We start from the raw sequence: 24,398 nt of genomic DNA on the forward strand, positions 1-24,398 counted from the left end.
GGAGGGCTCCATGCGCCGGTTGCTGGCGATCGTGAACGCGGCGGCGGGCGGTGCCGGCGACGACGTGGTCGCGGACATCATGACCGTGCTGCACGAGCACGCCGACACCGCTCAGGTCCGCCTCGACGACCCCGGCGCGCTCGCCAAGGCGCTGGACGAGCACCCCGACCGCGACCCGGTCGTGCTCGGCGGCGACGGCACGCTGCACACCCTGGTCGCCACCCTGTCAGAACGGGACGAGCTGGCCACCAGGACCGTCGGCCTGATCCCGCTCGGCACCGGCAACGACCTGGCACGCGGCCTCGGCATACCGCTCGACCCGGTGGAAGCCGCACGGGCGGCGGCGTCGGGCCGTCCCCGGCCGCTCGACCTGCTGCGCGACGACGAAGGCGGCATCGTGGTCAACGCCGTGCACATCGGCGTGGGCGTCGAGGCGGCCCGCACCGCCACGCCGCTCAAGCCGGTGCTGCGCCGCTTCGCGTACGCGGTGGGGAGTCTGGTGGCGGGCGCGCGTACCAAGGGACTGCCGCTCAAGGTGGAGGTGGACGGCCAGGTGGTCGCGGACGGCCGGCGCCGGGTCCTCATGGTCGGCATCGGCAACGGCACCTCGATCGGCGGCGGCACGCCCCTCACCCCCGACGCCCGCCCCTCCGACGGGCTCGCGGACGTGGTCGTCTCGTTCGCCACCGGCCCGCTGCAGCGGCTCATGTACGGGGTGCTGCTCAAGCTCGGCCGGCACACCGAGCGGCCGGAGGTGGTCACCGTACGCGGAACGCGCGTCCACGTGTCCGGGCCTGACCTGCACGTCAACGCCGACGGCGAGCTGACCGGCCCGCACGCCGCCCGCACCTGGACCGTGGAGCCCCACGCCTGGCGGATGGTTGCACCTCAAGCAGCTTGAGGTCCCATAGTGACAGCATGGACGAGCTCTACTCGATCGGGGACGCCGCCCGCCGCACCGGCCTGAGCGTCAGCGCGATCCGCTTCTACGCCGACGCCGGCATCGTCGCCCCCACCCGCCTGGCCGAGTCCGGCACCCGCCTGTACGACCTGCGCGCCATCGCCCGCCTCGACCTCGTCCGCACCCTGCGTGACCTGGACACGGGCCTGGACGACATCCGCCGCCTCCTGGCCGGCGAGACGACCCTGCACGAGCTGTTCGTCCTGCACCTGGAGCTGGTCGAAAGTCAGGAACGCACGTTACGCGCCCGCCGCGCGGTGCTCCGCACGCTGGTCGGCCAGGGCGGCACCATCGAGCAGGCCGCCCTCATGCAGCGGCTCGTGTCGATGTCCGACGAGGAGCGCGAACGCCTGATCGACGACTTCTGGACGGACGTCAGCGCGGGTCTGGACGCCTCCCCCCTCTTCGTCGACAGCCTGCGCGCCATCCGCCCCCACTTGCCCGACGACCCCACCGCCATCCAATTGGAAGCCTGGATCGAACTGGGCGACCTGGTAGGAGACCCGGACTTCCGCCAAGCAGTCCGCACATACCTACAAGACGCCTACCACACCCCGTCAGGCCGCCAGATGACGACCACCCCCGTACAGGAGTTCATCCACATCACCGGCACGGAGATCATGGCGGACCTGCTGGCCGCCCACCGCGAGGGCCTCCCGCCGGACGCCCCCAGGGTGAAAGCCGCCGCCACCCGCCTCGCAGCGGCGACCGCCGGCCTGACCGACAGACAACCGGACACCACCTTCAAGACCGACCTGGCCGCGAAGTTCCGCCTGATCGAGGAGATCGAACGCGAACCCATGGACGAGGACTCGGCCTTCGACTCGACCCACGGCAGGTACCTGTCGCTGGTGGCCACCATCAACGCCACCCCACCCGACCCCCCGCTCCCCTTCACCTGGCTCGCCGCCGCCCTCCTCGCCACGACGGATCGCTCCTCGCCGGGTCATTCGTGACCGCCGATCATGAGACGTGCGACGTCGACGAACTCCTCGTGGCTGACGATCGGCGTCGCGCCGTACCGGCCGGAGAGGTACTGCTTCCCGATGACCTCCTCCTCGTGCGGCGACAGGTCCGACAGGGGGTAGAGGCGGCTCCGGCCGTCCGCGAGCTTCTCGATGAACCAGATCTGGTCCCGCCCCAGAACGCCCTGGCGCGCCGTATCGCCCATGAGCGACGGGGCATGAGAGCTGAAGATGAGCTGGGCATCGCGGGGATTGGCCTCGGGGTCCTGAAAGAGACCGATGATCCGCTCGGCGAGGACGGGATGCAGGCTCGACCCCAGGTCGTCGACCAGCAACACCGCCCCCAGCTCGAGAGCCTCGAAGACCGGCCCCACCATGCCCAGCCAGACGAGAGTGCCCAGAGATTCCTCTGACACGTCGAAGTCGGCGTCGCCCCGCACCCCGCGGTGCGTGAGCGTCAACCCCAGCTCGTCGAGGTCGATCTGCGGGAAACCGCCGCCGCCGTCCCTGTAGCCGCCCCAGATGAGCATGGCGCGGTTGACCCGTCCGAGCACTTCGGGGTCGAGCGGCCGGGTCCTGACGTCCGCGATGCCGAGATCCCCGGCGCGAAGCAGCGCCAGGACCTGTTCGCGGGTGATCTCCTCGCGAAGCAGCTGCGCGGTGTACGTCCACCGGGCCTGCCTGCTCAACGCATCCACAAGCTTCAGGTTCCGTCCGAACCAGTTGTGCAGCGGCAGCAGATCAGGGTGCTCGCCGGCGGCCGCGGCCGACAGGAACAAGGCGTCCGGCCTGACGACGCGCTCGATCGCCTGCCCGATCGCCCGCTTGCCCGCGGGGATGTCGACCTGCTCTCCGTGCTTGCGCTCGAAGAGCAGCGCCGCGCGGCCGTGCGGATATCGGTACGCCCATTCATGGAGCACGCGCCGGTCGTCCAGGATGACGCCGTACTCGTGACGCACGCCGTTGAGCACGAGATCGACCTCGTAGCGGGTCGGCTGCTCGGCCGCCTCGGGGTCGAGCCGGAAGCCGTGACGCCGAATCCCTTCGGAGCGGAACGAGAACAGCACGAGATTCCGCAGATCGTGGAGCGCCTTGAGCAGGTTGGTCTTGCCTGACGCATTGGCACCGAACACACCCGCCGCAGGAAGGACCCGCAGCGGCCGACCGTCTTCCCGGTGCCATGGGACGCCCTCCTCGGCCGTCGCCTCCAGCGAGAAGTCCACCTCGTCGTGGAACGAGTAGATGTTCTCCGCCCGGAACGCCAGAAGCATCGAGGGCCGACCCGCTTCGCCGTCCACCATGAGAGCGATCATCGCACATTGAACAGTCTGTTCAAAACATTATGTTGACATCAGTCATCGCCTGCGCCACCGTGGTTCCATGCAGAACTCCCAGCAACCCGACCCCTTCACCGCGCCGCACCCCGAGCAGGCGCGGGCCGAGCGGGTGTACGCGTCCCTCTTCCGGATCGCCGAGCGGCATGCCGCCACCGACGAGCAGCGGCTCCGGCAGGTTCATCCGTCGATGCTCGGGCCGCATGAGGCCATCAGGCTGGTGACGTTCCTGCTCAGTGGGGCCGCCCCTTTCGACGACGGGGAGCCGGCCGTGGATCAGGCGGACATCACCGCTGCGCTGAGTCTTGTTCCGATGGTGCGGAGTGAGATGGACGCGCTGGAGGCCGGGCTGCTCGAGATGGCGCGGGGGCGGGGGATGACGTGGCAGGAGATCGCGTTCGGGCTGGGGCTCGGCACCGCGCAGGCGGCGCGGCAGCGGTACGAGCGCCTCGCCGATCGGACGGCCGCCGAGGAGGCGCCCTGACTTTGGGCCTTGCGTGGGGGCAGGTTCTCCGTTAATCCTTAGGAAACTTTCCTAAGAGATTGAGGGAGTGGTCACGTGCGTAGACTCCTGGCCCACCTGGCGGCGTTATGCCTGGCCGCGGGCGTGCTCGCGGTGCTCGTGCCGAGTGCGGCGAACGCCGCCGCCTGCGCCGGCGCCTGGAGCTCCTCGGCGGTCTACACCGGTGGGGCGACGGCGTCGTACAACGGGCGCAACTGGAGGGCCCAGTGGTGGACCCAGGGCGAGACGCCGGGCAGCGCCGCCGTCTGGGCCGACCAGGGCACCTGCACCGGCGGCAGCGGCGGCGGGACGTCCTGCAGCTACCCGAACTGGGTGGCGGGACAGTGGTACGCCGTGGGCAGCATCGTCCGCTACACCGACGGCAACCACTACATCGCCGTCCACGAGAACCCCGGCTACGACCCGGTGATCAGCCACTGGTACTGGGACCCGTACACCTGCGACGGCGGCGGCCCCACCGACCCGCCGCCCGACCCGTCCGGGTTCGTCGTGAGCCAGGCGCAGTTCGACCAGATGTTCCCTGGCCGGAACTCCTTCTACACCTACAGTGGCCTCGTCGCGGCCCTGAGCGCGTACCCGGCCTTCGCCAAGACCGGCAGCGACACCGTCAGGAAGCAGGAGGCGGCGGCCTTCCTCGCGAACGTCGGCCACGAGACCGGCGGCCTCGTCCACATCGTGGAGCAGAACACCGCGAACTACTCCCACTACTGCGACCCCGGCCAGTCGTTCGGCTGCCCGGCCGGCCAGTCCGCCTACTACGGCCGCGGCCCCATGCAGCTGAGCTGGAACTACAACTACAAGGCCGCCGGTGACGCGCTCGGCCTGCCGCTGCTCACCAACCCGTGGCTGGTGCAGCAGGACGCCTCCGTCGCCTGGAAGACGGCCATCTGGTACTGGATGACCCAGAACGGCCCCGGCACCATGACCGCCCACAACGCGATCGTCAACGGCCGCGGGTTCGGCGAGACCATCCGGAGCATCAACGGCCGCGTGGAGTGCGACGGCGGCAACCCGGCGCAGGTCCAGAGCCGGATCAACAGCTACCAGCGCTTCACCCAGATCCTCGGCGTCTCGCCGGGCGGCAACCTCTCCTGCTGAGCCTTCCCCTCCGACGGCCCGCCTGCTTCATGGCGGGCCGTTCAAGGTTTGGGGATCTCGCCGTTCTCCTGCCACTTGGCGTACTTGGTGGTGAAGACCGATTCGTACGTGCCGTTCACGCCCATCGGCACCTTCCACGCCAGCTCGAATCTCGCAGGGCGGTTCTGGGAGCCGAGGGTCAGCTCGTACGTGATGAAGGACTTGTCGTCGTCCGGAACCTGGCCGCCCAGCCAGGAGGCGAGCAGGGTCCGCAGCCGGCCGGCGGCCGTGGTGGTGGGCAGGCCACCCGAGTAGGTACGGCCCTTGGCCTGGAAGGTCGTGCTGTTCTGGACGACGTCCCTGATGACGGACGGCCCCGCGGTGCCCGCGACCAGCAGGGCGAACCACGGCTTGTCTGCCGTCTTCTGCTCCAGGGCCAGGGCTCGGGCGCCCGGCCGGTCCACGTACAGCTCGTCGTCCGCGATGACGTAGTCCGCCTCTCCTGAGCCGTCGGCGGGATTGACGTGCATGGTGAAGGCGTCGGAGTCGGAGGCGTCGTCGTGGTGCAGGCGGCCGGAGGCCACGGCGGTGGCGGCGCTCTGGGTGAAGCCGCCCTCGTACGAGAAGGTCGCGGCGGGGGTGGCACTGAGCGCGAGGTCGAGGGCGGCGGCCAGGTCGGCCTGGGTACGGGGCGCGGGTGCCGACGTGGGGGTGGCCGGTTCGGTCGCCGGGGTGGCATCGCGCTTGGTCGTGCTGGTCGGCCGGCCGGTGGTGGTCGGTCCTTGGGTGGTGTCCGGTCCTTGTGCGGTGGTCGCGCCGGGGAGGGTGTTCAGCAGGATCACGCCCGTGAGCACGGCGGCCGTCGCGACGGCCGCGATCGGCACGACCTTGACGCGGCGCCGGGGCGGCACGGTCGCCGGCTGTCCCGAGGGCCCAGCGGCGCCGGGCCGGGCGGTCGCGCCGGGCGGCCAGGACGTCGCGCCGCCCACCGCGGGCGGCCGATCGGCATTCGGCCAGGGAGTCGCGCTGCCCGTGCGGGACGGCCAGGTGCGCTTGACGCGGTCGGTGATGTCGGCGACCGCGTCCCCGAAAGCCACCGGCTGCCCGCGCCATGCGGTGGCGACCGCCGCGAGCACCTCGCCCATCGCGGGCCGCTGCTCGGGCCCCTTCGACAGGGCCCGATCGGCCGAGGCTCTGAGCGCGGGCGGTAAGGCGGTGGTGTCCACCGCGTTCCGCAACACGCGCAGCGCGAGCACCTCGGCCCGCTCGTTCCCGTACGGCTGCCGCCCCGTAGCCGCGTACACGACGACCAGCGCCCAGCCGTACACGTCGGCGGCAGGGCCGGTCGGGCCGCCCGCGTACTCCTCGGGGCTCACCCACCCGGGCGAGCCCACCACGTGGCCGGTCGCCGTCAGGGCGGTGCCGTCGAGGGCGCGGGCGATGCCGAAGTCCACCAGCCGGGGCCCGTCCGGCGACAGCATCACGTTGGAGGGCTTCAGGTCGCGGTGCACGACCCCGGCCGCGTGCACGGCGGTCAGCGCCTCGGCGAGCCCGGCGGCCAGGCCGTACAGCTCGTCGCCGCGCAGCGGGCCGTGCTCGGCGACGTGCTCGGTCAGAGTCCGGCCCGCGATGTACTCGGTGGCCAGCCAGGGCTGCGCCGCGTCGGCGCCGTCGGCCAGGATGCGTACGCAGTAGGCGCCCCGCACCCGGCGCAGCATCGCGACCTCGCGCCGGAACCGCGCCCTGAACTCCTGGTCGGCGGCGTGCGAGTCGTGGATGAGCTTCACGGCCGCGCGCTGACCGGCGGCGTCCACGCCGGCGTACACGACCCCCATCCCGCCGGCGCCGAGCCGCCCCACGATCCGGTACGGTCCCACCTGCTCCGGGTCGCGCGTCGGGCCTGGCACCGCTTCCCCCTCCGCCCGCGACGACGATGATCGCGAGCAGACTATCGCCCGGAGTCCCCCGGTATCAGGCGAACTCGTCGAGCCTGTCCCCCGGCACCAGCGCCCCGAGCCGCCGCACCGCCTGGTAGTACGACCAGGCGAGCCGCTCGCACACCCTCCTGCGTGCCCCTTCGTGACCGGCGCACACCTGGCGCAGGTCGTGCAGGAAGGCGTCGTCCACGTGCGCCTTGTTCTCCGTGAACCGGCTGACCGCCTTGTAGTTGCGGTAGCCGAAGTCGTGCCGCGTGCAGGGCATCCTGAAGTCGAAGCCGAGCGGCTTGTCGGGGCTGGCCGAGCACTGGTCGGTGGTCCAGTCGAAGGCGTACGCGGCCCACGAGCCCTGGTCTGCCCAGGCGCCCCGCCAGGCGGTCGAGCTGGCGTCGGTGGGCTGGGTGAACGCGGCGAGCGTGGCCAGCTTCTGCTCAAGCGTCACGGCGTACGCCGGAGCCGGATGCGTGAGAACGGCGGTGGTCAGGGCGAGGGCGGCGAAGGATCGTCCGAGCATGAGAGCCTGCCTGTCGGGCCAGAACCTGTCCAGGCAAGCCTCGCCCGATCACCCGTGACGGCGCGGGGAGACACGCTCGGGGCCTCCCCCAAGTTTTAGTAGATGCGGTACTTCTTGCCGCAGTTGTCGAACTTCCCGGCCCAGCAGGTGAACGTGTACACCTTCTGGATCCCGTGCCCGCTCCACGTGCCGACGACCTTGCCGTCCCACGCCTTGTTGAACTTCGTCCAGTGACCGTTCTGGTACACCTCGAACCAGACCCAGCCCTTCTTCCCGCCCCGCTTGTCCACCCCGTACCACTTCGTGAACACCTTGCCGCCGGACTTCCAGGTCTTGCCGAACGTGTACGCCTTGTGGTCGCTGGAGAACACCTTGCCCCAGCTAGTCCCGGTCGAGGCCTGGGCGGGCGCGGTCATCGCGAGGCCGGTGACGGCCATCGAACCGGCAAGAGCGGCGATAGCAAGGGTCTTACGCATTTCGGGTTCCTCCCCGTCGTCGGTGTGATCCGTTGACAGGGACATTACGGAGACCCAAGCAGATCAACTGTGGACGAATGCACACAGCGAACGTGACGACCGTCACAGCGACCTTGAGACGCTCTCTTATGCGAATGAGCGGAACGACCATGGCCCGTCTCACCTGCTGCGGGTCACCATGAAGGCATGATGGTTCTGGCTCTCCTCACCCTCCTGCTGCACGGCGCCCTCACGGGCCTGTTCTACGCCTTCTCCATGTCCGTCATGCCGGGCCTGAACGCCATCGACCCGGCCCAGGCGGAGGCGGCGATGCGCAGTATCAACCGGAAGATCCTCAACCCGTGGCTGTACATCGCCTTCATGGGCTCGCCGCTCGCCGCGCTGGCGGCCGGGATCGTCGGCGGCTCGATGTGGTTCTACGCCGCGGCGGCGGTCAACGCGGTCGGGTCGTTCCTCGTCACGGTGGCGATCAACGTACCGATGAACAACGCCCTGGACGCCGGCACCATGTCCTACCAGGAGTACGCGCCGCGCTGGACCCGCTGGAACACCATCAGGACCGTGGCCTGCGCGGCGGGCCTCGTCCTGGCCGGCGTCGGACTGACCACCCTGTGAAGAGCGTTCCCGGGCGGGTGGCAGGATCGGGCTTGTTGCACTGACGTCATGAGAGGCATCTGCAGATGGCACCGAGCATCGCCACCGCCCGCCGCGTCGAGCTCCCCGAACTGCTCGACTTCCTCCGCCCCCGCCACCACGGCCTGCTCTCCACCACCCGCGCCGACGGCCGCCCCCAGCTGTCGCCGGTCTCGTGTGGTGTGGACGAGTCAGGCCGGATCGTGGTGTCCACCTATCCCGACCGCGCCAAGGCCGTGAACGCCCGCCGCGACCCCCGCGTGTCGATGTGCGTGCTGTCCGACGACTGGAACGGCCCCTACGTGCAGGTCGACGGGCAGGCCGAGGTGCTCGACATGCCGGCCGCGCTGGAGCCGCTGGTCGAGTACTACCGGTGCATCGCCGGCGAGCACCCCGACTGGGACGAATACCGCGAGGCCATGCGCCGCCAGGACAAGTCGCTGATCCGCATCACCATCGACCGCTGGGGCCCCATCGCGACGGGCGGCTTCCCCGCCCGCCTCGTGGACAACGGCTGACCGGCTCAGGACCGCCTCAGGACTTCGCGCACAGGGCCGTGTCCAGGGCGGCCTCGACGTGCTGCTGGGCGGGCGCGGTCGCCGGCAGGTGGGTGACCGCGATGGCGGCGGCGCGGCCGTCCTCGGTGGCGGCGTTCGTGGTGTAGAAACCGGGGATCGCCCCGCCGTGACCCCAAGCCGTGCCCCCGCAGGACAGCTTGACGGCGCTGATGCCGAGCCCGTACCGGCCGCCGGGGCCCAGCTCCGGCGCCTTGACGGTGGTGCGCATCTGCTTGAGCTGCGCGGGCTTGAGCAGCTTGCCGTCGAGGAGCGCGGTGAAGAAGCGGTTGAGGTCGCTCGGCGTCGAGATCATCTGGCCGGCGGTCCAGGCGCCGGACGGCTCATACGTGGACACGTCGGTCATCGGCTTGGCCGGGTCGTCGCGGTGGTAGCCGGTCGGGTGCGGGTCGCGGATGCCCTGGTCGCCGACGTTCGGGAAGTACGTGTGCTCCAGGCCCAGCTTCCTGACGGTCCGCCTCTCGATCTCCTCGGCGGCCGGGCGGCCGGTGACCTTCTCGATGATCAGGCCGGCGACGACGAAGTTGGTGTTCGTGTACGACCACTTCGTGCCGGGCGCGAACTGGGCCTTCTTCTTCAGCGCCAGGTCGAGCAGGTCGCGGGGCTGGAAGTAGGTGTGCTGGTACGGCAGCGCGCCCTTCGCCAGGAAGTCGGTGTACTCGGGCAGGCCGCTGGTGTGCTGGAGCAGTTGCCGTACGGTGATGCGGCGGCCGTCGACGCCCTTGCCGCGCAGCAGGCCCGGCAGGTACGTCTCGACCGGGCCGTCCAGCTTGACCTTGCCCTCCCCGACCAGCTGCAGGATCGTCACCGCCGTGAACGTCTTGGTGTTGCTGCCGATGCGGACGTAGCCGTCGGCGGGCGGCTCGCCCTTGCCGGCCGTGTAGTCGGTCATCTCGCCGTCCTTGTCCTGGATGGTGGCGATGGCGGCGGGGAACTTGTCCTTGGTGACCAGGTCGTCCACGACGTCCTGGAATGCCGCCTCGGGCGCGGCGGCGTGGGCGGCGGTCACGGCGGGACCGGCCAGGACGGCGAGGGCGAGAGCGGAGGCGCCGGTCCAGCGGAGGGTGCGTCGAGTGATCATGCTGGAAACGCTACTGAGCGCTGCCAGGCCGTCGCGATCCCGTATACGGGCCAGCACGAGGTAGCGCTAGCTGTACCACCGACCCCCGCCAGCCACGTGAACCCACGCCACCTTCCCGCCCGCGACACCACCCCTGGGTCGTCTCCGCGTTCGAATCCCTCGCCGCGCTCGTGCTGGTCTCTGCGCTCAACCCGCCTTCGCTACCCCTCCCGGGCGCGCAGGATCGCCTCCAGCGCCGACCGTACGGCGGCGCGCGTCGGTTCGAGCATGACCCCGCGCTCGCGCAGCAGGCCGATCGACTTCTCGCGCAGGAGGCCGAGCAGCATGTGCTCGGTGCCGACGTAGTTGTGCCGCAGCTCGGCCGTCTCGACCAGCGCCGCCTGGAGGGCGCGGCGGGCGTCGGCGCCGATGGGGAGCGTCGCGGGAGACCCTGGACCCTCGGTGAGCTGCTGTTCCAGGTCGGCCCTGAGCGCGGCCGGGTCCGCGCCCTGGGCGGCGATCGCCCGTACGGCCAGTGTCTGCGGATCGTCGAGGATGCCGAGCAGCAGGTGATCGGCCCCGACGGCGGTGGCCCCTCGCCGGCGGGCGTGGGCCTCTGCCCGTTCCAGGGTCTGCTTGGCGCGGCCGGTGTAGCGGTCGAACGCGCCCGACTGCGCGAGGTCGGCCACGGTCAGGCTGGACCAGCGGCGACCGTACCGCTGCTGGGCGGCCTGGCGGCTGATGCCGAGGTGGTCGCCGATGTCGGACCACGAGCAGCCCTCGGCCCTGGCCAGCTCGACGAGGTAGCCGAGCAGCCGGTCGCCGACCCCCTCCAGTTCGGACAGCACGCCTTCGGCGACGGTGAGGCGGCTCAAGGGGTCGGCGGCCTCACTGCGCTCTTCGACGATCGACAGCAGGGCGGTGAGGTCGGGTAGCTCGGGCACTATCCCATTATGCTGTCAACGTAATCCTTGACACTTCTGAAGCGTCAAGGCCATCGTTGACGCATGGACATCAAGAAGCTGGCGGAGGCGCTCGACGTCCTCACGCCGGAGATCCTCGGCCACTGCGGTGCCCCCGGTCTCTCACTCACCGTCGGTGTGGGCACGGACGTGGCGTTGACCAGGGCGTACGGGCTGGCGGACGTCGCCACCGCCCGCCCCATGACCCCCGACACGGTCGGCCCCACGGGCTCCGACTCCAAGGCGTACACCGCCGTCGCCGCCCTCCAACTCGTCGAACGCGGCGTGATCGGCCTGGACGACCCCCTGGACGAGCACGTACGCAACCCGCTCGGGGAACGTTCCATCACCTTGCGAGACCTGCTGACCCACCGCAGCGGCCTCGGCACGAACATGGGCAACTGGGACCACCTGCCGCCCCCTCCGCTGGCCGACCACCTGCGCCAGGTGCTGACGGAGGCCCGATCGGACGCGTACGGCGGCACCCTGCTCCCCTTCTGGGCCGCGCCCGTCGGCGAGCGCTACACGTACAGCAACATCGGCATCGCCCTGGTCGGTCACCTGGTCGAGCTGCTCAACCCCGACGGCGTGACGTTCTCGGAGTGGGTGGCGCGACACGTGTTCGCCCCGCTGGGGATGGCCTCAACCGTGTTCCCGCGCGCTCAACACCCCGACCACGTGCCCGCCGAACTGCTGGCCCGCCGCTCCACCGGCTACGCCACCCTGCCGGGCCTGCGCCTCGCGCTGCCACCCCTCTACCCCGGCGACTGGCCCGCCGGATCGGCGCTGAGCACGCCGTCCGACCACACCCGCTTCATCCTGGCCCTCCTGAACGGCGGCGAACTGGACTCCGGCTCCATCCTCACCCCGGAGACCGCCCAGCAGATGATCACCGCCCAGGCATCCGGCGGCACTCTGACGGGCCCCAGCACGGACGCCTCGGTGGGCTTCGTCTTCAACGTCTTCGACGGCGGCGAGCACCCGTACATCGGCCACGGCGGCGAGTACCTGTGGGGCTGGAACCACTTCACCCGAGGCTGGACGAAGGACCGCGTGGTGCTGGTCATCTCCACCAACCAGTACGACCTCGGCGATCTCGGCCTCTCCGACCGCCCCAGCCACGCCGCCGCCCGCCTCGTCGCCGAGGTCGTCACCGCCTGGGTACACGGCGCCGACCCCCGCCCCCGGCGCACCCCGGTGTCAGGCCGCAGCTACCTCGCGGGACTCCTGGTAGGAGACCGTCTCACCACCCGCCTCGGCATAGCCACCCCACCCAGCGCGGAGTCGATCACCCGGATGGCGGCCGGAGCCGAGGCCGCCGCCGGCTGGGACCCGGAGGCGTTCGCCGAGGGAGTCCGCCAGGTCCGCCTGACAGACAACCCCCTCCTCGACAACGCGATGACCATCCGCCGGGAACTCCCCGACCACGAGGCCGAACTCCTCAAGAGGCAACTCGGCGTCCCCAACCTGGGCGCCCAAGCCCGCAAGCAGACAGCCTCATAACCCACCACCGCCACGACTCCCCTGCCACCAACCAACCCGAGGCACCCACCACCGACTCCAGCCGGTCAGGCTGAGCCGGTCAGGCCGAGCCGGTCAGGCCGAGCCGGTCAGGCTGAGCCGGTCAGTTGGCCCTCGCTGACCGGGACGAAGCCTGTCCCCGCGCGGTAGTTCGGGGACTGGTGACGGAAGTAGGTGTTGTAGACCTGGCAGTAGCGGCCCCCGCGCGCCAGCAGCGAGGCGTGGTCGCCTTCCTCCACGATCCGCCCGTGGTCGAGCACGATGATGCGATCGACGTGCTCGATGGTGGACAGCCGGTGGGCGATGACGATGGAGGTGTGGCCGGCGAGCACCACGTCGAGCCCTTCCTGGATCTGCGCCTCGGTCAGCGGATCGACGCTGGCCGTGGCCTCGTCGAGCACGACGATGGCCGGGTCCTGGATGAGCAGCCGGGCCAGGGCGACGAGCTGCCGCTGCCCCATCGACAGCGCCCGCCCGTGCTCGCCGACGTCGGTGCGCAGCCCATCGGGCAGCGCCTCGATCCAGTCGCCGTCGCCCACGGCCGAGGCGGCGGCCAGCACCTCCTCGTCGGTGGCGTCGGGCCGCGGGTAGCGGATGTTGTCGGCGACGGTGCCGCTGAACAGGAACGGAGCCTGCGGCACCGCGCCGATCTGCCGCCGGTAGGAGCCGAGGTCGAGCGTACGGATGTCGTCCCCGTCGATCAGCAGCTTCCCGTCCTGGAACTCGTAGAACCGGGTGATGAGCTTGCTGAGCGTGGACTTGCCGGCCCCGGTGTGCCCGACGAGGGCCACGCACTCGCCCGCCTCGATGGTCAGGTCGAAGTCGCGCAGTACGGGATGCGCGGCGTCGTACCCGAACGTCACACCCTGGAACTCGATGCGCCCGGCCAGCCGCCCGACCGGCTTCGTGTCGGTCTGCACGACCCGAGGCGGCGCGTCGATCAGCGCGAACACCCGTTCCGAGGCCGACAGCCCCTGCTGGAACTGCGACCAGAACGCCGCGATGGACGTGAGCGGCATCCAGAAGAGCGCGACCCCCTGGAGGAACAGGTACCAGTCACCGGCGGTCAGCCCTCGGCTGAGCACCGCCGAGCCACCGAGCTGGACGAGGGCCACGGTCGCCAGCCCCGCCACCAGGAACAGCACCGGGAAGATCCCGGAGAAGACGAACCCCTGCCGCAACGTCACCTGGTAGCTCTGCTGGTTGATCGGCCGGAACTCGTCGTAGACCTGCTGCTCCTGGCGGAAGTTCTTCGCGACGGCGATGCCGCCCATGGTCTCCTGGAGGTTGGCGTTGACCCGGCTGAGCGAGCGCTGCGCCTGGCGGGTGCTGGCCCGCGCGAGCCGCCTGAACAGCAGCGCCAGCCCCACCACCACGGGCACGATCAGCAGCGTCAGCAGCGCCAGCTCGACACTGCGCAGGAACAGCAGGGCCGTCACGATGCCGACCATCAGCACCTGGCTGATCAGGTCCATCGTCAGCGTGGAGACGGTGGCGAAGTCGTCGGTGTCGGAGGTGACCCGGCTGACGATGCGCCCGGACGGCGTCTCGTCGTAGAAGGACATGTCACGCTCGAGCACCGCGTCGAAGGCGTCTTCGCGCAGCTTGAGCACCACGTCGCCGGTGACGCGCGAGCTGAACGACTGGCGTACGAAGTTGAACACCCACCCGAGCGCCCCCGCCCCCAGCAGCCCCAGCACGAACATCCACCCGACCCGCCCGATCGAGCCGTCGGCGATGGCGTCCACGACGTGGCTGGTCAGCAGGGGCACGAACGCCTGACTGGTGGACGACAGCACGATCATTACCGCGACCAGCACCATCGGCCCGAGCTTGGGCCGGAAGTAGGCCAGGATGCGGCGCAACAGGTCACGATCGTTGTAGGTGCGGTCGTAGTCCTCGGCCTCGAGGCCGTCCATGATGAACCCCATCAGCGCACACCCCCCTGCTCCTGCGCGAGCACCTGCGCCCCGTCCCCGGACCCGCCATCCCCGGACGCGCCGTCATCGGGCCCGCCGTCCCCGGACGCGCCGTCATCGGGCCCGGCGTAGTCGGCCTCGTCGTAATGGGCGAAGATGCGGCGATAGAGGCGGCTGCGGGCGATCAGCTCGTCATGGGTCCCGCAGTCGACCAGCTCACCCCGCCGCAACAGCACGACCTTGTCGGCCCACCTGATTTGCGAAAGCCGATGGGTGATCAGCAACGTCGTACGCCCTTCGAGCACCCGCCCGATCGCCTGCTGGATCTTGTCCTCGGTGGCGGAGTCGATGGCGCTGGTGGAGTCGTCGAGGATGAGGATCGCCGGGTCGGTGAGCAGCGCCCGCGCGATGGCCAGCCGCTGCCGCTGCCCGCCCGACAGGGTGACACCACGCTCCCCGATCACCGTGTCGTAGCCGTCTTCCAACTCGGCCACGAACTCGGCGGCCTGCGCGTCCTCAGCCGCCCTGATCACGGCCTCCCGATCGGCCCGCTGCCCCATGCTGAACGCGATGTTCTCGGCCACGGACCGCGAGAAGAGCACGATGTCCTGCTCGATCGTGGAGATCTGGGACCGCAGCGAGTCGAGATCCCAGGCGCGTACGTCCACGCCGTCGACCAGGATGCGCCCGGAGGTGACGTCGTAGATGCGCGGCACCAGCTTGGTCAGCGTGCTCTTGCCCGACCCGGTCTCCCCCACGATCGCCACCGTCTCGCCGGGTTTGACGGTGAAACTGACCCCGCGCAGCGCCGGCTCCCCGTCGTCGTAGCCGAACGTGACGTCCTCGAAGACGATCTCGCCGGAGATGCGGCCGGCGTGCCCGTCGGCGGGCTGGTGCAGCTCGGTCTCGGCGGTGATGATGCCGAGGATGCGCCGGGAGGAGGCGATGCCGATCTGCACCAGCGAGAACGTGAAGATCGACATCTGGGTGGGAAAGCCGAGCATGACCATCAGCCCCATGAACGCCACCAGATCTCCCACGGTGATCGCGCCCATGCCCTGGAGATAAAGGCCATGCCAGAGGGCCCCGGCGAGCGCGCACGCGAACAGCAGCGTCGGCAGGTAGCGAGCCTGGACGAGCCCGTTGCGTACGAAAAGATCCCGGTAGCGGCGCGCGTTGGCACGGAACCGCACCCGCTCCTGCCCCTCCTGCGCCATCACCTTGATCACCTCGATGCCGCGCACCGCCTGGTTGAGCCCGGCGTTGACCTCGCCGAACTGCTCCCGCATCTGCGTCGCGACCGGGTTGAGCTGGCGCATGTAGTGCCAGAGCGCGAACACGAAGATCACCGCGAACACCCCGGGCGCCAGCAGCAACCGAGGGTCGATGGCGGCGATGAAGAACAGCGGCACCAGCCCCGACAGCCCGGAGTCGACGATCAGATCGACGCCGGGCGAGATCATGAAGGACAGCTGCCTGATGTCGTTGGCGGCGCGGGCCATCAGGTCGCCGACCCGCTGCCGGTTGTGGAAGGTCTGGCTCTTGCCGAGCAGGCTGGCGTAGAGCTCGTCGCGCGCGTCGCGTTCGAGCCGCTTGGCCAGCATTTCGCTGGACATGCGAGCCACCAGGTCGAACAGCCCGCGCGCGACCACGATGGCGAGCAGCGTCACCACGATCAGCCCCAGCGTGCGGGCCGCGCCGGCACCGCCGCCCAGCACGGCGTCGAACGCGGCGCCGGTGAGCTGCGGGACGGCGGAGTTGAGCACGATCATCACGACCGAGCCGCCGAGGAACCCGGCGAGCTGCACCGGATGGCGGCGCAGATGCGACCAGAGCCAGCGCACCGGGCCGCGCCGATCGAAGCGCGGACCGGTCACGACGAACTCGGAGCTGGTGGTCACGGACATGGTCTCCCCGGCCGGTGTGGTGAGCTTACGCGGACCTGATGTGTATCACCGGGGTCCGACAGTTTCCCACCGCTTAAACGGCCGCCGCGCGCCCGGCCTCGCACGCCGGGCGCGCGCGGTCAGGGAAGGGTGGCCGTGACGGGAGTACGAAGCACGCCGAGCCGGTCGATCTCGACCTCCACCACGTCACCGGGCTGCAGCAACCAGGGCGGGGTGCGCACGTATCCGACGCCGTCGGGGGTGCCGGTGGCGACGACGTCGCCGGGGTTGAGCGTGAGCGTGCGGCTGATCAGCGACAGCACCTCGCCGACGCCGAAGATCATGTCGCGGGTGTTGCCGTCCTGGACAAGAGTCCCGTTCACTCTGGTACGCACCCGCAGCCCGTCCCGCAGATCCCCCACCTCGTCGGCGGTCACGATCGGCCCCAGGGGGCCGCTGCGGTCGGCGTTCTTGCCCAAGGTCCACTGGCTGGTGAGCTTCTGGGCGCGGCGCGCGGTCAGGTCGTTGAAGGTGGAGTAGCCGAGCACGGCCTTCAGCGCGGTCGTGGGGTCGGCGTCGCGCACCGGCTCGGCCACGTACGCCGCCACCTCCCCCTCCCAGTCCAGCCCCGCCTCACCGGCCGGCACCGCGACCGGCACCCCGCCCACGCTCAGCGAAGCCGTCCACCGCCCGAACAACGTCGGATGCTCAGGCACCTCAAAGGAGCCCTCGGCCGCGTGCGCCCGATAGTTCAATCCCACGCAGATCACCCGCGCGGACGGCGGCACCGGCGGCACGAACGTCACGGCCTCCGTGGAGAGCGTCACGTTGCCGTCGGCCAGCCGCAGCCCCTCCCTGATGCCCGCCACCTTGGCGACCAGGCTGCGCGCGTCGGCCCAGAACTCGTTCACCTCGGCGAGCAGCGTCACCGTGTCGCCGTCGAGCCGCGCGACCCGTACGACGTCGTCCCCGCGGACGCGGACACCGACGAGCCTCACTGCCCCTCCTTCCAGTCCAGCGGGACCAGCTTGATGTCGAACGTGATCTCCTCGCACCCGTCCGCACGCCGCACCGGCTCGCGCACCAGCGCGTCCTTCACCGCGTACGCCGCGTCGGAGCCCAGATAGGGGTCACCGGCGAGGAAGACGTGCGTGGTCAACGGCCGGTATCCGGGGGCGGTGACCCGGTAGTGGAAGTGCGCGGGCCGCATGGGGTGCCGCCCGACAGCCCGCAGCAGCCGCCCGGCGGTGCCGTCGGTGGGCACGGGGTAGCTGCTCGGCCGGATCGTACGGAACCAGTAGCGCCCATCCGCGTCCGTGGTGAACAGGCCGCGCAGGTTGCCGAGGTCCTGGTTGTCGTCCTGGGTGTCGTACAGGCCGGTGTCGTTGGCCTGCCACACGTCCACCACGGCGCCGGGCAGCGGCGTGCCGTCGCAGTCGAGCACCCGCCCCTGCACCACGGTCGTCGTCCCGCGCTCCCGCTCGGGCCCGGCACTGATCCACGCGCCAAGCTCCCGCTCGGGGGCGGGCGAGTGGAACGGCCCCTCCACCGAGGACGGCGTCATGCCCTCGGGCCCCTCGTTGTTCACGTCGTCCACGGCGCTGGTCAAACCGAGCATGTCGGACAGCAGGATGAACTCGTTCCGATGCGGCGTGCACATCTGCCCGGTCTCTATGAGGAAGTCGAGCCCCGCGATCCACTCGCGCTCGGTGGGCCGCACCTCCTCGACGAAGGCGTGCAGGTGCTTGACGAGCGCGGAGACCACCTCGTTGACCCGGGGATCGGGCCCGTCGATCTGGCTCAGAACCTGTCGCAGCAGCGGGGTCACATAGTCCTCCAAAGGGTTGACCGGAGCGTAGCGCCGCCGCGCTCGATTGACCAGAATGGTTCGGGTGTTTTCCGGTTCACCTCCGACCCGCGCCGAGTCCCTCGCCACCGACATCGAGTCCATGATCGACGCCCGCGGCCTCGGCCCCGGCGACCTGATCGGCACCATGGACCACTTCCGCGACCTGTCGGGCTACGGCCGCGCCACGATCAGCGAGGCGGCCCGGCTGCTCAGCGACCGCGGCACGGTGGAGATCCGCCCAGGCCGCAACGGCGGCCTGTTCGTCGCCGCCCCCAACCCGATCGTCCGCCTCCGCCACACCCTGCTCTCGGTCCGCTCGCTGCCGACGACGGTGGCCGACGCGATTGCCGTACGCGACTCCTTGGAGCCCTTGATCGCCCTGGACGCCGCCCGCCACCGCACAAAGCAGGACATCACCGCCCTCCGCCGGCACCTCACGGCGCTCAGAAGAGCAACAGCTGACAGAGGCCGCTTCATGCGCGCGAACTGGTCCTTGCATGAACGCATCGCCGACATAACCCCGAACCACCTGGCCAAAGCGGTATACCTGACAATGACCCGCTGCATCGCCGACCTGTCCGACAACGCCACCCCCGACTCCACCACAGACCCGACCACCTACCTGCACCACCGCGTTGAGGTTCACGCAGAACTGGTCGAAGCAATCGCATCCGGCGACACGGCCCGCACCACCACCGCCGTAAAACGCCACCAAGAAGCGTGGCCCGGGCCCTGACCGCGGGAGCGGATGGAACGGATGGAAAAAGGCCGTCCTCATTGCGGGAGTCCTCGCAAGCGCGTGCACCTCCCCGCTCGCTCCCTAGGCAGGTGACGGCTGAGCTGCAGGAATGCGGCCTTATCCTCCAGCAAGCCATCACCATCGAACTCGTCCGTCAGCTCAAACCGACCCCGTTCAGGTGACCTCAGTTCGAGACAGTGGTATAGATCATCTTCGGCCCCGCCATGGGCCGGCACTGAGCACAGGTCGGCTCCAGCAGCGGGACCCCATCCCAAGGCGAGGGGCCACCCTGATCGCACGACAGATCGGCCCACACCACCCGCCCGTCCTCATCCCCCGCAACTCCGAGCCGCTCGGCGAGCGCGATCACAATGGCCAGCCCGCGCCCGCTTTCCGCCAGATCCTCCTGCCCGGACCTCACCACAGGTTCATCCCAGCCACCGGCGTCCTGGACGGCCACCCGGACAACAGCATCGCCCGCCGACCAGATGCCGACCGTGAAGACACCGTCAGCCGATCTGGTGTGCAGGACCGCGTTGGCGGCCAGCTCCATCAGGCACATGATCGCGTCGTCCCGCACCTGCGAGTCCTGGAGCAGCGCCTTGGTGAGCCGCCGAACATCCCCCAAGTGCGCGAGATCACCGGGGAACTCGCCACGCCACGCCATCCCGTTCATCGCCCGCCCCGCCTGTTGATGCCTCACGTCTCTTTGAGGCTGGCACGCGTTGTGCAAGTTTGTAATGCGAAAGCTTGAACACCTCTGGAGGCGCGCGGCGGCGCGTGTAACGTTCGGGACAGCCGATCGAGGTGGTGAGCATGAGCGGAAAGCGCGGGGGGACGCTCCGAGCCCAGTGGCTCGGCAAGCAGCTGCGGGATCTGCGCGAACGCGCCGGCCTCACGCTCAAGGAGGCCGGCGAGTACGTCCAGCGCGACGGGTCCACGGTCAGCCGCTTCGAGGCCGGTCTCTATCCGGCCCGCACCCCCGGCGTCCTGGCCCTCCTCGACCTGTACGGCGTCACCACCCCCAGGAGCGCGACGGCCTGGTCCGCCTGAGCCGCGACGTCTGGCAGAACGGCTGGTGGGACGACTACTCGGGCGACGTGTCCCACGGCATCGTGGACTACGGCTGGCTCGAGGCCCGGGCCGAGCGCATCACGTCCTTCGACGCCCTGGTGATCCCCGGCCTGCTCCAGACCGAGGCGTACATGGAGGCCGTCATCCGCGCCGAGGACCCGGACGCGACCGACGAGCAGGTGTCCCGCTGGATCGACTTCCGCCGCCCCAGGCAGCAAATCCTGCCCGACAGCCCCCACTTCTCCACCGTTCTGGACGCGTACGTCCTGAGACGTCCGATCGGCACCCCCGCCACCATGCACGACCAGCTCACTCACCTCGCCGACCGCGCCCCCACCATCGACCTCCGCGTCATCCCTCTGGACGCAGGCGCCCACGCCAGCCCGGACGGCTCCTTCCGCATCTTCCAGCTCCCGCCGCCGTTCCCGCCGGTGGCGTACGTCCCGACCCCGGCCGGTGCGATCTACGTCGAGGGCGAGGAAGCCGACCGGCTCAAGCTCAAATACGACCGTCTACGGCGTGACACGCTCAGCCCGGACGACTCCCTGGAGCTGATCGCCACCGTCGCGAAATCCTCGCCGACACGTAGGACGGAGCCGCTCCCATGCCCACCCCAGAGATCGCCTGGCACATCAGCACCTTCAGCGCGGACGGCGGTGGCAACTGCGTCGAGGCCGGCCCCCTCCAGGACGGCTCCGGCCGAATAGCCGTCCGCCGCAGCAGGCTGCGGGACACCGTGATCGTTTACACCAGGGCGGAGTGGCAGGCTTTCCTGGACGGTGGCCGCGCAGGAGAGTTCGACTTCTCCCATCAGCTGGCGCCCGACGCCAACAAAGCAGGGTCGATACGTACTACCGCCGCTAACGACCCCTGGTTACGCGGCCGCAAGGTCACGTACTTCACCCGATTCGCTTGGACGCGGTACGCCCTTTATTCCAGCATTCGACCACCATCTGGTAGCACTGGCTTTCACGCGATCCGGTGCCACTGTTGTTATATCCACCGTTGGATGCCCTGGTCAGCGCCTCGGATCGCCATCGAGCTGCTAGACCTCGTTTGAGCATGCGCTTCGCGAGGTCACCATCATCAATCTCAGCCCCATGGCGGCTAAGAAACATCGCCACTCCGCCGAGGATTACACCGTCCCAGGACTCCTTGTCCCTACCCCAGGCGGCCTCGACCACGTTTAGGGTTCGATCCAGCACTTCCCAGCCGTACTGTTTCGTAATCCGCAACACCGCCGACACTGCGCCCACGCTGTTCGTGGAGCTGGAGCCCAAGCCAAGGTTGTGGGCTTTCAGAACCCGGTCGACGCTCACGCACAGTTCATCTCCGGCCGTCAGCCCAACTCGATATTGGTCCAGCGTGCTGACCTTTGCCGATTCCCGATTCTTGATGAGGAAGAGGGTCGCCTCTTGCTGCTGAGTTAGGCCATAGTGAATCTCAGCCTTGATCGTCCGCAGCCCTCGCAGCCTGCATGCTTCCTTGCGATGCATGCCGTCGACGACATAGCGCGTACCGTCGGCCCGTTCGGACACCACAATAGAGCCAAGGGCATCCACGATCAGACCGTCAGCTATGCTCTGTGCTCGTTTTTGATTGAGCTGCCGCTGCGCTTCCGCGTCGACCTGCAGCGTGTCAATCTCCACCTCGACGCCATACTCGACGTGGTGGTCCGGAAGAACATACTGGAAACGAGACTTAGCCACTGGCGCGAGGCCTCCATGCTAGAGGTTGCCGGACTTTGCACTAGGGGGCTCGCTTGAAGAGCCCAGTGGAGGAGGGACACTCTTCAGGAATTGCGTAGCGACCTTCTCACTAGTCGTTGACACCGTTCGGCGTGCCGTCCCGTACTGCTCGTCCCACCGGAGCACCGGATGCCCCGACTTGCTCCGACCTGCGGCCCCGCCCTTGTCGCTTTCGCCTGCCATGGAGGCGATCCAGCCCACCGCGACAGCAAGAACCAGCACGGCAAGCCAGGCTACGACGTTGTACTTCCATTCGGTAGCCAGGTTCACCGCAACACCAACTGCGGCTGCACCGATGCTGCCCCAGAGTGCCCAGGAGTTGAGTCGCATCTATGACCTACTCAAGACGGGTTCTCAGCGGAAGCCCGTCCTGCGTTCACACGAACGCTCTTCAGGCTCTGGCAGCTCGCACTCTAATGCCCTCTGTGCGTGGAGACAACTTAGACGGCAACCGAGCCATGCTCGCCCACAGCGAACCAGAAAGGCAGATGTATTTTCCCAGGCTATGGCCCCACTCCGCTACGGCCGAGCTGACTAATCAGCGCTCGGAGCGCTGCAAGAGGACATGTCATCTCAGCGGTCGAACACGGTCGCTATTGCCGGAACCTTATGTGAACGCGGCCTCCGTTATCCCAGGTGAACGCCCCTATGATCACTCCTGCACGGCTACACTTACCCCAACTCAGCGGGCCACCTGACTACCGCGCCCACCCGGGACGATAGTTTGATAACAGAGAAATAACATCCATCAGCACCAGAGGAAGAGGCGCCAGCACTCGACCAGGCTCGACGCACGCCCCATGGACACCACCACGAGCTACATCACCAAACGGATATATGAGGTCACCCAAAGTAGCGATCACAGGGTGGCCTTCCGCACTGACGAACCACTCCTAAGCAGGCTCTCGGCCGATGCACTGCAGGTAGCTACGTGGGCTCGCAGGAATAGACCCTCGTCTCCCCGCAACTCCGCTTAGTCGAGATCCGGGAAGGTTTCCTTGATGATCTTGAGCAGCATGGCTGCTCGCTCTCGATCGAGCTGCAACGTTTGGCTGACCTTTTTCTCGGACTGTCTGCCATCCGAGCCGTACGTACTCAGCTGTAGGTACCTGCCGCTAGGGCCCGAGACGGTCTGATATCCGCACTCCACCTCCGTGGGATGCGGACGCCCGCTCTGCTGAGTTTTGAAGAACTCCGTCACTCGCGCCATTCGAACCCCTCTCCGCACAAGAATGTATTCAGCATTGCACGACATGGACTACGCCGGAGCAACGTCTCGCTGCGCCTACTCAGAACATCTGTGCGTTCGGGCCGGCATTCGGAGTCGCCCTTGTCAGGCGCTGACCCCGGTGGGCCGCGGCATGCTGATCACGCCGTTCGTTGACGCCCGTCAGACTCGGCCCGAGAGGGATGCCGTAGCTGTGGCCATGAACGGGCTGGTTACGCCGCGCATATGGAGCGTCGCGTGAAGGTGCCTACCGGGCCCGTCGCTGCTGCTGAGCGGTTTGACGGTGAGGCGCCGCACACGTCGGGTCCGGAGGCGGCCGATATGGCGAGCACGTAGAAGGCCGTGGCTTTTACGCATGGTCAGTCGAGCAACGGTGTGCGATCTGGAGGTCGATGTTCCGCATACCTTCCAGTGGCTGCCTTCGACCGACTGCGGTTACGCCTGGAACGACCTGCACTCCGAGGCGTTTGGCTGAGGGGCGTTCCAGGCTCACAGCCGGCCGTCAGTCCTTTGGCCAGCGGGCCTTTGGGGCGACGAAGGTGCCGCGGCCCTGGATGGTGACTACCCAGCCCTCCTCCCGCAGCACCTCCATGGCGCGACGTACCGAACCCCGGGCGATGCCGTGCTCCTGCTGGAGGGAGCTTTCTGAGGGTACGAGCTGACGCTCCTCCAGGTCGCCGGCCGTGATGCGGTCCCTGATGATGCGGGCCAGTTGCTCGTAGATCGGGGTGGGGTCGAGCTGGTCGATGGTCACATCAACACGTTAAGGACGTATGGCTAGGGGCCTACGTTGGGTACGGGCTATACGTACTGGACGAGCTGTACGTGTTGTGCGTACGCTGCTGGAAAGCCAAATCGGGCCTGTCTCAACGGGGCAAGCGTCGAGACAGGCCCTTGATCGGACGTAGGAGGTCCGACCCATGGGAAACACAATCACAGACGTACGGTTCACGCCCCTTCTCGCCGCCGAGGTGCGGGAGGTGTTGGAGAGGCACGGGTATCGGCTGCCGCGAGAGAGCGATCAAGTCCAGGGGATCGTCATGGCGAGGGTGGGGGCCGCGCTGCGGAATCTGGTCGAGGTCTTCGAGGGGCGGGTCTTTTGAGCGTTCCCGACTATCACGGAGCTCATGTCGGGCCGCTGCTTCCCGACCGGGTCGAGCTCTCCTGGTACGAGCCGGTGTCTCGGGCGGCGGTTGTCCGGGTTGTCGCGCACACGTGTGGGTGTCAGGCCATGGCGTACGAGCTGTGCACCGCAGGTGGGCAGGGGTTCGTGCGGCGGGCTGATCAGGAGCAAGGGGCCGTGCATGAGACAGCCTGGACGTTGGTGGCCGTTGCGCGGCGGACCTTCGAGATGATCCTGGGCGGTCAGGCCGTGTGAGCTGGTGGTGGGCGGTGGTGCCGGTCAGCCGGCCCCATC

The 24,398-nt window shown here is 68.9% G+C and carries 25 protein-coding genes and 1 pseudogene; 13 read left to right on the forward strand and 13 right to left on the reverse strand.

What is annotated here, in order from left to right; genetic code table 11:
• Positions 1-10 precede the first annotated feature (10 nt).
• Complete coding sequence (locus tag ACFFR3_RS18285; RefSeq protein ID WP_379483491.1) at positions 11-901, forward strand: diacylglycerol/lipid kinase family protein; 891 nt, start codon at positions 11-13, stop codon at positions 899-901.
• A 17-nt stretch (positions 902-918) separates the two neighbouring features.
• Positions 919-1,917, forward strand: coding sequence for a MerR family transcriptional regulator (locus ACFFR3_RS18290; protein ID WP_379483492.1), 999 nt, complete (start codon positions 919-921; stop codon positions 1,915-1,917).
• Here the strand turns inward: ACFFR3_RS18290 and ACFFR3_RS18295 are convergent.
• A complete protein-coding gene (locus ACFFR3_RS18295; RefSeq protein WP_379483493.1) occupies positions 1,908-3,227 on the reverse strand; it encodes an AAA family ATPase in 1,320 nt (439 codons plus the stop codon). The genes ACFFR3_RS18290 and ACFFR3_RS18295 overlap by 10 nt on opposite strands.
• 79 nt (positions 3,228-3,306) lie before the next feature.
• On the opposite strand from ACFFR3_RS18295, the gene ACFFR3_RS18300 reads away from it, so the two are divergent.
• Both ACFFR3_RS18300 and ACFFR3_RS18305 read left to right on the forward strand, forming a co-directional pair.
• Positions 3,307-3,744 (forward strand): DNA-binding protein, encoded by a 438-nt coding sequence (locus ACFFR3_RS18300; RefSeq protein WP_379483494.1) that lies wholly within the window; start codon positions 3,307-3,309, stop codon positions 3,742-3,744.
• Positions 3,745-3,819: 75 nt separating this feature from the next.
• The gene (locus ACFFR3_RS18305) at positions 3,820-4,881 is read left to right on the forward strand and encodes a glycoside hydrolase family 19 protein (RefSeq protein ID WP_345390916.1); all 1,062 of its coding nucleotides are present in this window, start codon (positions 3,820-3,822) and stop codon (positions 4,879-4,881) included.
• Between the two features lie 41 nt (positions 4,882-4,922).
• Here ACFFR3_RS18305 and ACFFR3_RS18310 read toward each other — a convergent pair whose 3' ends face one another.
• From ACFFR3_RS18310 to ACFFR3_RS18320, 3 genes are all read right to left on the reverse strand, one after another.
• Positions 4,923-6,767, reverse strand: a complete 1,845-nt coding sequence (locus ACFFR3_RS18310; protein WP_379483495.1) for a protein kinase domain-containing protein — start codon at positions 6,765-6,767, stop codon at positions 4,923-4,925.
• Positions 6,768-6,831: 64 nt separating this feature from the next.
• A complete protein-coding gene (locus tag ACFFR3_RS18315; RefSeq protein ID WP_379483496.1) occupies positions 6,832-7,311 on the reverse strand; it encodes a phospholipase in 480 nt (159 codons plus the stop codon).
• A gap of 95 nt (positions 7,312-7,406) precedes the next feature.
• The gene (locus tag ACFFR3_RS18320; protein ID WP_345390925.1) at positions 7,407-7,787 is read right to left on the reverse strand and encodes a hypothetical protein; all 381 of its coding nucleotides are present in this window, start codon (positions 7,785-7,787) and stop codon (positions 7,407-7,409) included.
• Between the two features lie 186 nt (positions 7,788-7,973).
• Here ACFFR3_RS18320 and ACFFR3_RS18325 point away from each other — a divergent pair, with 186 nt between their 5' ends.
• Together ACFFR3_RS18325 and ACFFR3_RS18330 are read left to right on the forward strand one after the other, a co-directional pair.
• Positions 7,974-8,402, forward strand: coding sequence for an anthrone oxygenase family protein (locus ACFFR3_RS18325; RefSeq protein ID WP_345390928.1), 429 nt, complete (start codon positions 7,974-7,976; stop codon positions 8,400-8,402).
• Between the two features lie 65 nt (positions 8,403-8,467).
• Positions 8,468-8,938, forward strand: a complete 471-nt coding sequence (locus tag ACFFR3_RS18330; RefSeq protein ID WP_364377313.1) for a PPOX class F420-dependent oxidoreductase — start codon at positions 8,468-8,470, stop codon at positions 8,936-8,938.
• Between the two features lie 16 nt (positions 8,939-8,954).
• Here the strand turns inward: ACFFR3_RS18330 and ACFFR3_RS18335 are convergent, their stop codons facing one another.
• Both ACFFR3_RS18335 and ACFFR3_RS18340 read right to left on the reverse strand, forming a co-directional pair.
• Entirely contained in the window at positions 8,955-10,076 is a 1,122-nt protein-coding gene (locus tag ACFFR3_RS18335) for a serine hydrolase domain-containing protein (protein ID WP_379483497.1), read from the reverse strand.
• A 200-nt stretch (positions 10,077-10,276) separates the two neighbouring features.
• Complete coding sequence (locus tag ACFFR3_RS18340; RefSeq protein ID WP_345390934.1) at positions 10,277-10,999, reverse strand: Clp protease N-terminal domain-containing protein; 723 nt, start codon at positions 10,997-10,999, stop codon at positions 10,277-10,279.
• A 63-nt stretch (positions 11,000-11,062) separates the two neighbouring features.
• Here ACFFR3_RS18340 and ACFFR3_RS18345 point away from each other — a divergent pair, with 63 nt between their 5' ends.
• Positions 11,063-12,520: a serine hydrolase domain-containing protein gene (locus ACFFR3_RS18345; RefSeq protein WP_379483498.1), complete on the forward strand. Its 1,458-nt coding sequence runs from the start codon at positions 11,063-11,065 to the stop codon at positions 12,518-12,520.
• A gap of 107 nt (positions 12,521-12,627) precedes the next feature.
• Here ACFFR3_RS18345 and ACFFR3_RS18350 read toward each other — a convergent pair whose 3' ends face one another.
• From ACFFR3_RS18350 to ACFFR3_RS18365, 4 genes are all read right to left on the reverse strand, one after another.
• Positions 12,628-14,457, reverse strand: coding sequence for an ABC transporter ATP-binding protein (locus ACFFR3_RS18350; RefSeq protein ID WP_379483499.1), 1,830 nt, complete (start codon positions 14,455-14,457; stop codon positions 12,628-12,630).
• Between the two features lie 11 nt (positions 14,458-14,468).
• Positions 14,469-16,358 carry an ABC transporter ATP-binding protein gene (locus ACFFR3_RS18355; RefSeq protein ID WP_379483500.1) on the reverse strand — a complete coding sequence of 630 codons (1,890 nt, stop codon included), beginning with the start codon at positions 16,356-16,358 and terminating at the stop codon, positions 14,469-14,471.
• Positions 16,359-16,483: 125 nt separating this feature from the next.
• Complete coding sequence (locus ACFFR3_RS18360) at positions 16,484-17,341, reverse strand: fumarylacetoacetate hydrolase family protein (RefSeq protein WP_364377325.1); 858 nt, start codon at positions 17,339-17,341, stop codon at positions 16,484-16,486.
• Positions 17,338-18,171, reverse strand: a complete 834-nt coding sequence (locus ACFFR3_RS18365; RefSeq protein WP_379483501.1) for a dioxygenase family protein — start codon at positions 18,169-18,171, stop codon at positions 17,338-17,340. Before ACFFR3_RS18365 ends, ACFFR3_RS18360 begins: the two co-directional genes overlap by 4 nt.
• A 64-nt stretch (positions 18,172-18,235) precedes the next feature.
• Between ACFFR3_RS18365 and ACFFR3_RS18370 the strand changes: the two genes are divergently transcribed.
• A complete protein-coding gene (locus ACFFR3_RS18370; RefSeq protein WP_379483502.1) occupies positions 18,236-18,928 on the forward strand; it encodes a FadR/GntR family transcriptional regulator in 693 nt (230 codons plus the stop codon).
• A gap of 187 nt (positions 18,929-19,115) precedes the next feature.
• Here ACFFR3_RS18370 and ACFFR3_RS18375 read toward each other — a convergent pair whose 3' ends face one another.
• Positions 19,116-19,634, reverse strand: coding sequence for an ATP-binding protein (locus ACFFR3_RS18375; RefSeq protein WP_379483503.1), 519 nt, complete (start codon positions 19,632-19,634; stop codon positions 19,116-19,118).
• Positions 19,635-19,747: 113 nt separating this feature from the next.
• Between ACFFR3_RS18375 and ACFFR3_RS18380 the strand changes: the two genes are divergently transcribed.
• The 3 genes from ACFFR3_RS18380 to ACFFR3_RS18390 are packed head-to-tail and all read left to right on the forward strand — an operon-like array spanning position 19,748 to position 21,065.
• Complete coding sequence (locus ACFFR3_RS18380; RefSeq protein WP_379483504.1) at positions 19,748-19,984, forward strand: helix-turn-helix domain-containing protein; 237 nt, start codon at positions 19,748-19,750, stop codon at positions 19,982-19,984.
• Positions 19,985-20,031: 47 nt separating this feature from the next.
• On the forward strand, positions 20,032-20,712 hold the full coding sequence (locus tag ACFFR3_RS18385) for a DUF5753 domain-containing protein (RefSeq protein ID WP_379483505.1): 681 nt from the start codon (positions 20,032-20,034) through the stop codon (positions 20,710-20,712).
• Positions 20,610-21,065, forward strand: a complete 456-nt coding sequence (locus ACFFR3_RS18390; protein WP_379483506.1) for a DUF397 domain-containing protein — start codon at positions 20,610-20,612, stop codon at positions 21,063-21,065. The genes ACFFR3_RS18385 and ACFFR3_RS18390 overlap by 103 nt, the downstream gene beginning before the upstream one ends.
• Positions 21,066-21,078: 13 nt before the next feature.
• Here the strand turns inward: ACFFR3_RS18390 and ACFFR3_RS18395 are convergent.
• Positions 21,079-21,714 (reverse strand): annotated as a pseudogene (locus tag ACFFR3_RS18395) (DUF6551 family protein); the annotation flags it as partial.
• Positions 21,715-23,483: 1,769 nt separating this feature from the next.
• Positions 23,484-23,735 carry a GntR family transcriptional regulator gene (locus tag ACFFR3_RS18400; RefSeq protein ID WP_345390964.1) on the reverse strand — a complete coding sequence of 84 codons (252 nt, stop codon included), beginning with the start codon at positions 23,733-23,735 and terminating at the stop codon, positions 23,484-23,486.
• Between the two features lie 166 nt (positions 23,736-23,901).
• On the opposite strand from ACFFR3_RS18400, the gene ACFFR3_RS18405 reads away from it, so the two are divergent.
• The gene (locus ACFFR3_RS18405) at positions 23,902-24,084 is read left to right on the forward strand and encodes a hypothetical protein (protein ID WP_345390967.1); all 183 of its coding nucleotides are present in this window, start codon (positions 23,902-23,904) and stop codon (positions 24,082-24,084) included.
• 128 nt (positions 24,085-24,212) lie between these two features.
• Positions 24,213-24,359: a hypothetical protein gene (locus ACFFR3_RS18410; protein ID WP_345390970.1), complete on the forward strand. Its 147-nt coding sequence runs from the start codon at positions 24,213-24,215 to the stop codon at positions 24,357-24,359.
• Positions 24,360-24,398 lie beyond the last annotated feature (39 nt).

Source organism: Nonomuraea salmonea (assembly GCF_042428605.1).
GTDB lineage: Bacteria > Actinomycetota > Actinomycetes > Streptosporangiales > Streptosporangiaceae > Nonomuraea > Nonomuraea salmonea.

What these genes read in the sequence shown, in the direction of transcription:
- ACFFR3_RS18405 (WP_345390967.1), top strand. Translation starts at nt 23,902, where the DNA reads ATGGGAAACACAATCACAGACGTACGGTTCACGCCCCTTCTCGCCGCC.
- ACFFR3_RS18295 (WP_379483493.1), bottom strand. Translation starts at nt 3,227, where the DNA reads ATGGTGGACGGCGAAGCGGGTCGGCCCTCGATGCTTCTGGCGTTCCGG.
- ACFFR3_RS18330 (WP_364377313.1), top strand. Translation starts at nt 8,468, where the DNA reads ATGGCACCGAGCATCGCCACCGCCCGCCGCGTCGAGCTCCCCGAACTG.
- ACFFR3_RS18410 (WP_345390970.1), top strand. Translation starts at nt 24,213, where the DNA reads ATGGCGTACGAGCTGTGCACCGCAGGTGGGCAGGGGTTCGTGCGGCGG.
- ACFFR3_RS18285 (WP_379483491.1), top strand. Translation starts at nt 11, where the DNA reads ATGCGCCGGTTGCTGGCGATCGTGAACGCGGCGGCGGGCGGTGCCGGC.
- ACFFR3_RS18380 (WP_379483504.1), top strand. Translation starts at nt 19,748, where the DNA reads ATGAGCGGAAAGCGCGGGGGGACGCTCCGAGCCCAGTGGCTCGGCAAG.
- ACFFR3_RS18300 (WP_379483494.1), top strand. Translation starts at nt 3,307, where the DNA reads ATGCAGAACTCCCAGCAACCCGACCCCTTCACCGCGCCGCACCCCGAG.
- ACFFR3_RS18335 (WP_379483497.1), bottom strand. Translation starts at nt 10,076, where the DNA reads ATGATCACTCGACGCACCCTCCGCTGGACCGGCGCCTCCGCTCTCGCC.
- ACFFR3_RS18290 (WP_379483492.1), top strand. Translation starts at nt 919, where the DNA reads ATGGACGAGCTCTACTCGATCGGGGACGCCGCCCGCCGCACCGGCCTG.
- ACFFR3_RS18325 (WP_345390928.1), top strand. Translation starts at nt 7,974, where the DNA reads ATGATGGTTCTGGCTCTCCTCACCCTCCTGCTGCACGGCGCCCTCACG.
- ACFFR3_RS18390 (WP_379483506.1), top strand. Translation starts at nt 20,610, where the DNA reads ATGCCCACCCCAGAGATCGCCTGGCACATCAGCACCTTCAGCGCGGAC.
- ACFFR3_RS18320 (WP_345390925.1), bottom strand. Translation starts at nt 7,787, where the DNA reads ATGCGTAAGACCCTTGCTATCGCCGCTCTTGCCGGTTCGATGGCCGTC.
- ACFFR3_RS18350 (WP_379483499.1), bottom strand. Translation starts at nt 14,457, where the DNA reads ATGGACGGCCTCGAGGCCGAGGACTACGACCGCACCTACAACGATCGT.
- ACFFR3_RS18315 (WP_379483496.1), bottom strand. Translation starts at nt 7,311, where the DNA reads ATGCTCGGACGATCCTTCGCCGCCCTCGCCCTGACCACCGCCGTTCTC.
- ACFFR3_RS18345 (WP_379483498.1), top strand. Translation starts at nt 11,063, where the DNA reads ATGGACATCAAGAAGCTGGCGGAGGCGCTCGACGTCCTCACGCCGGAG.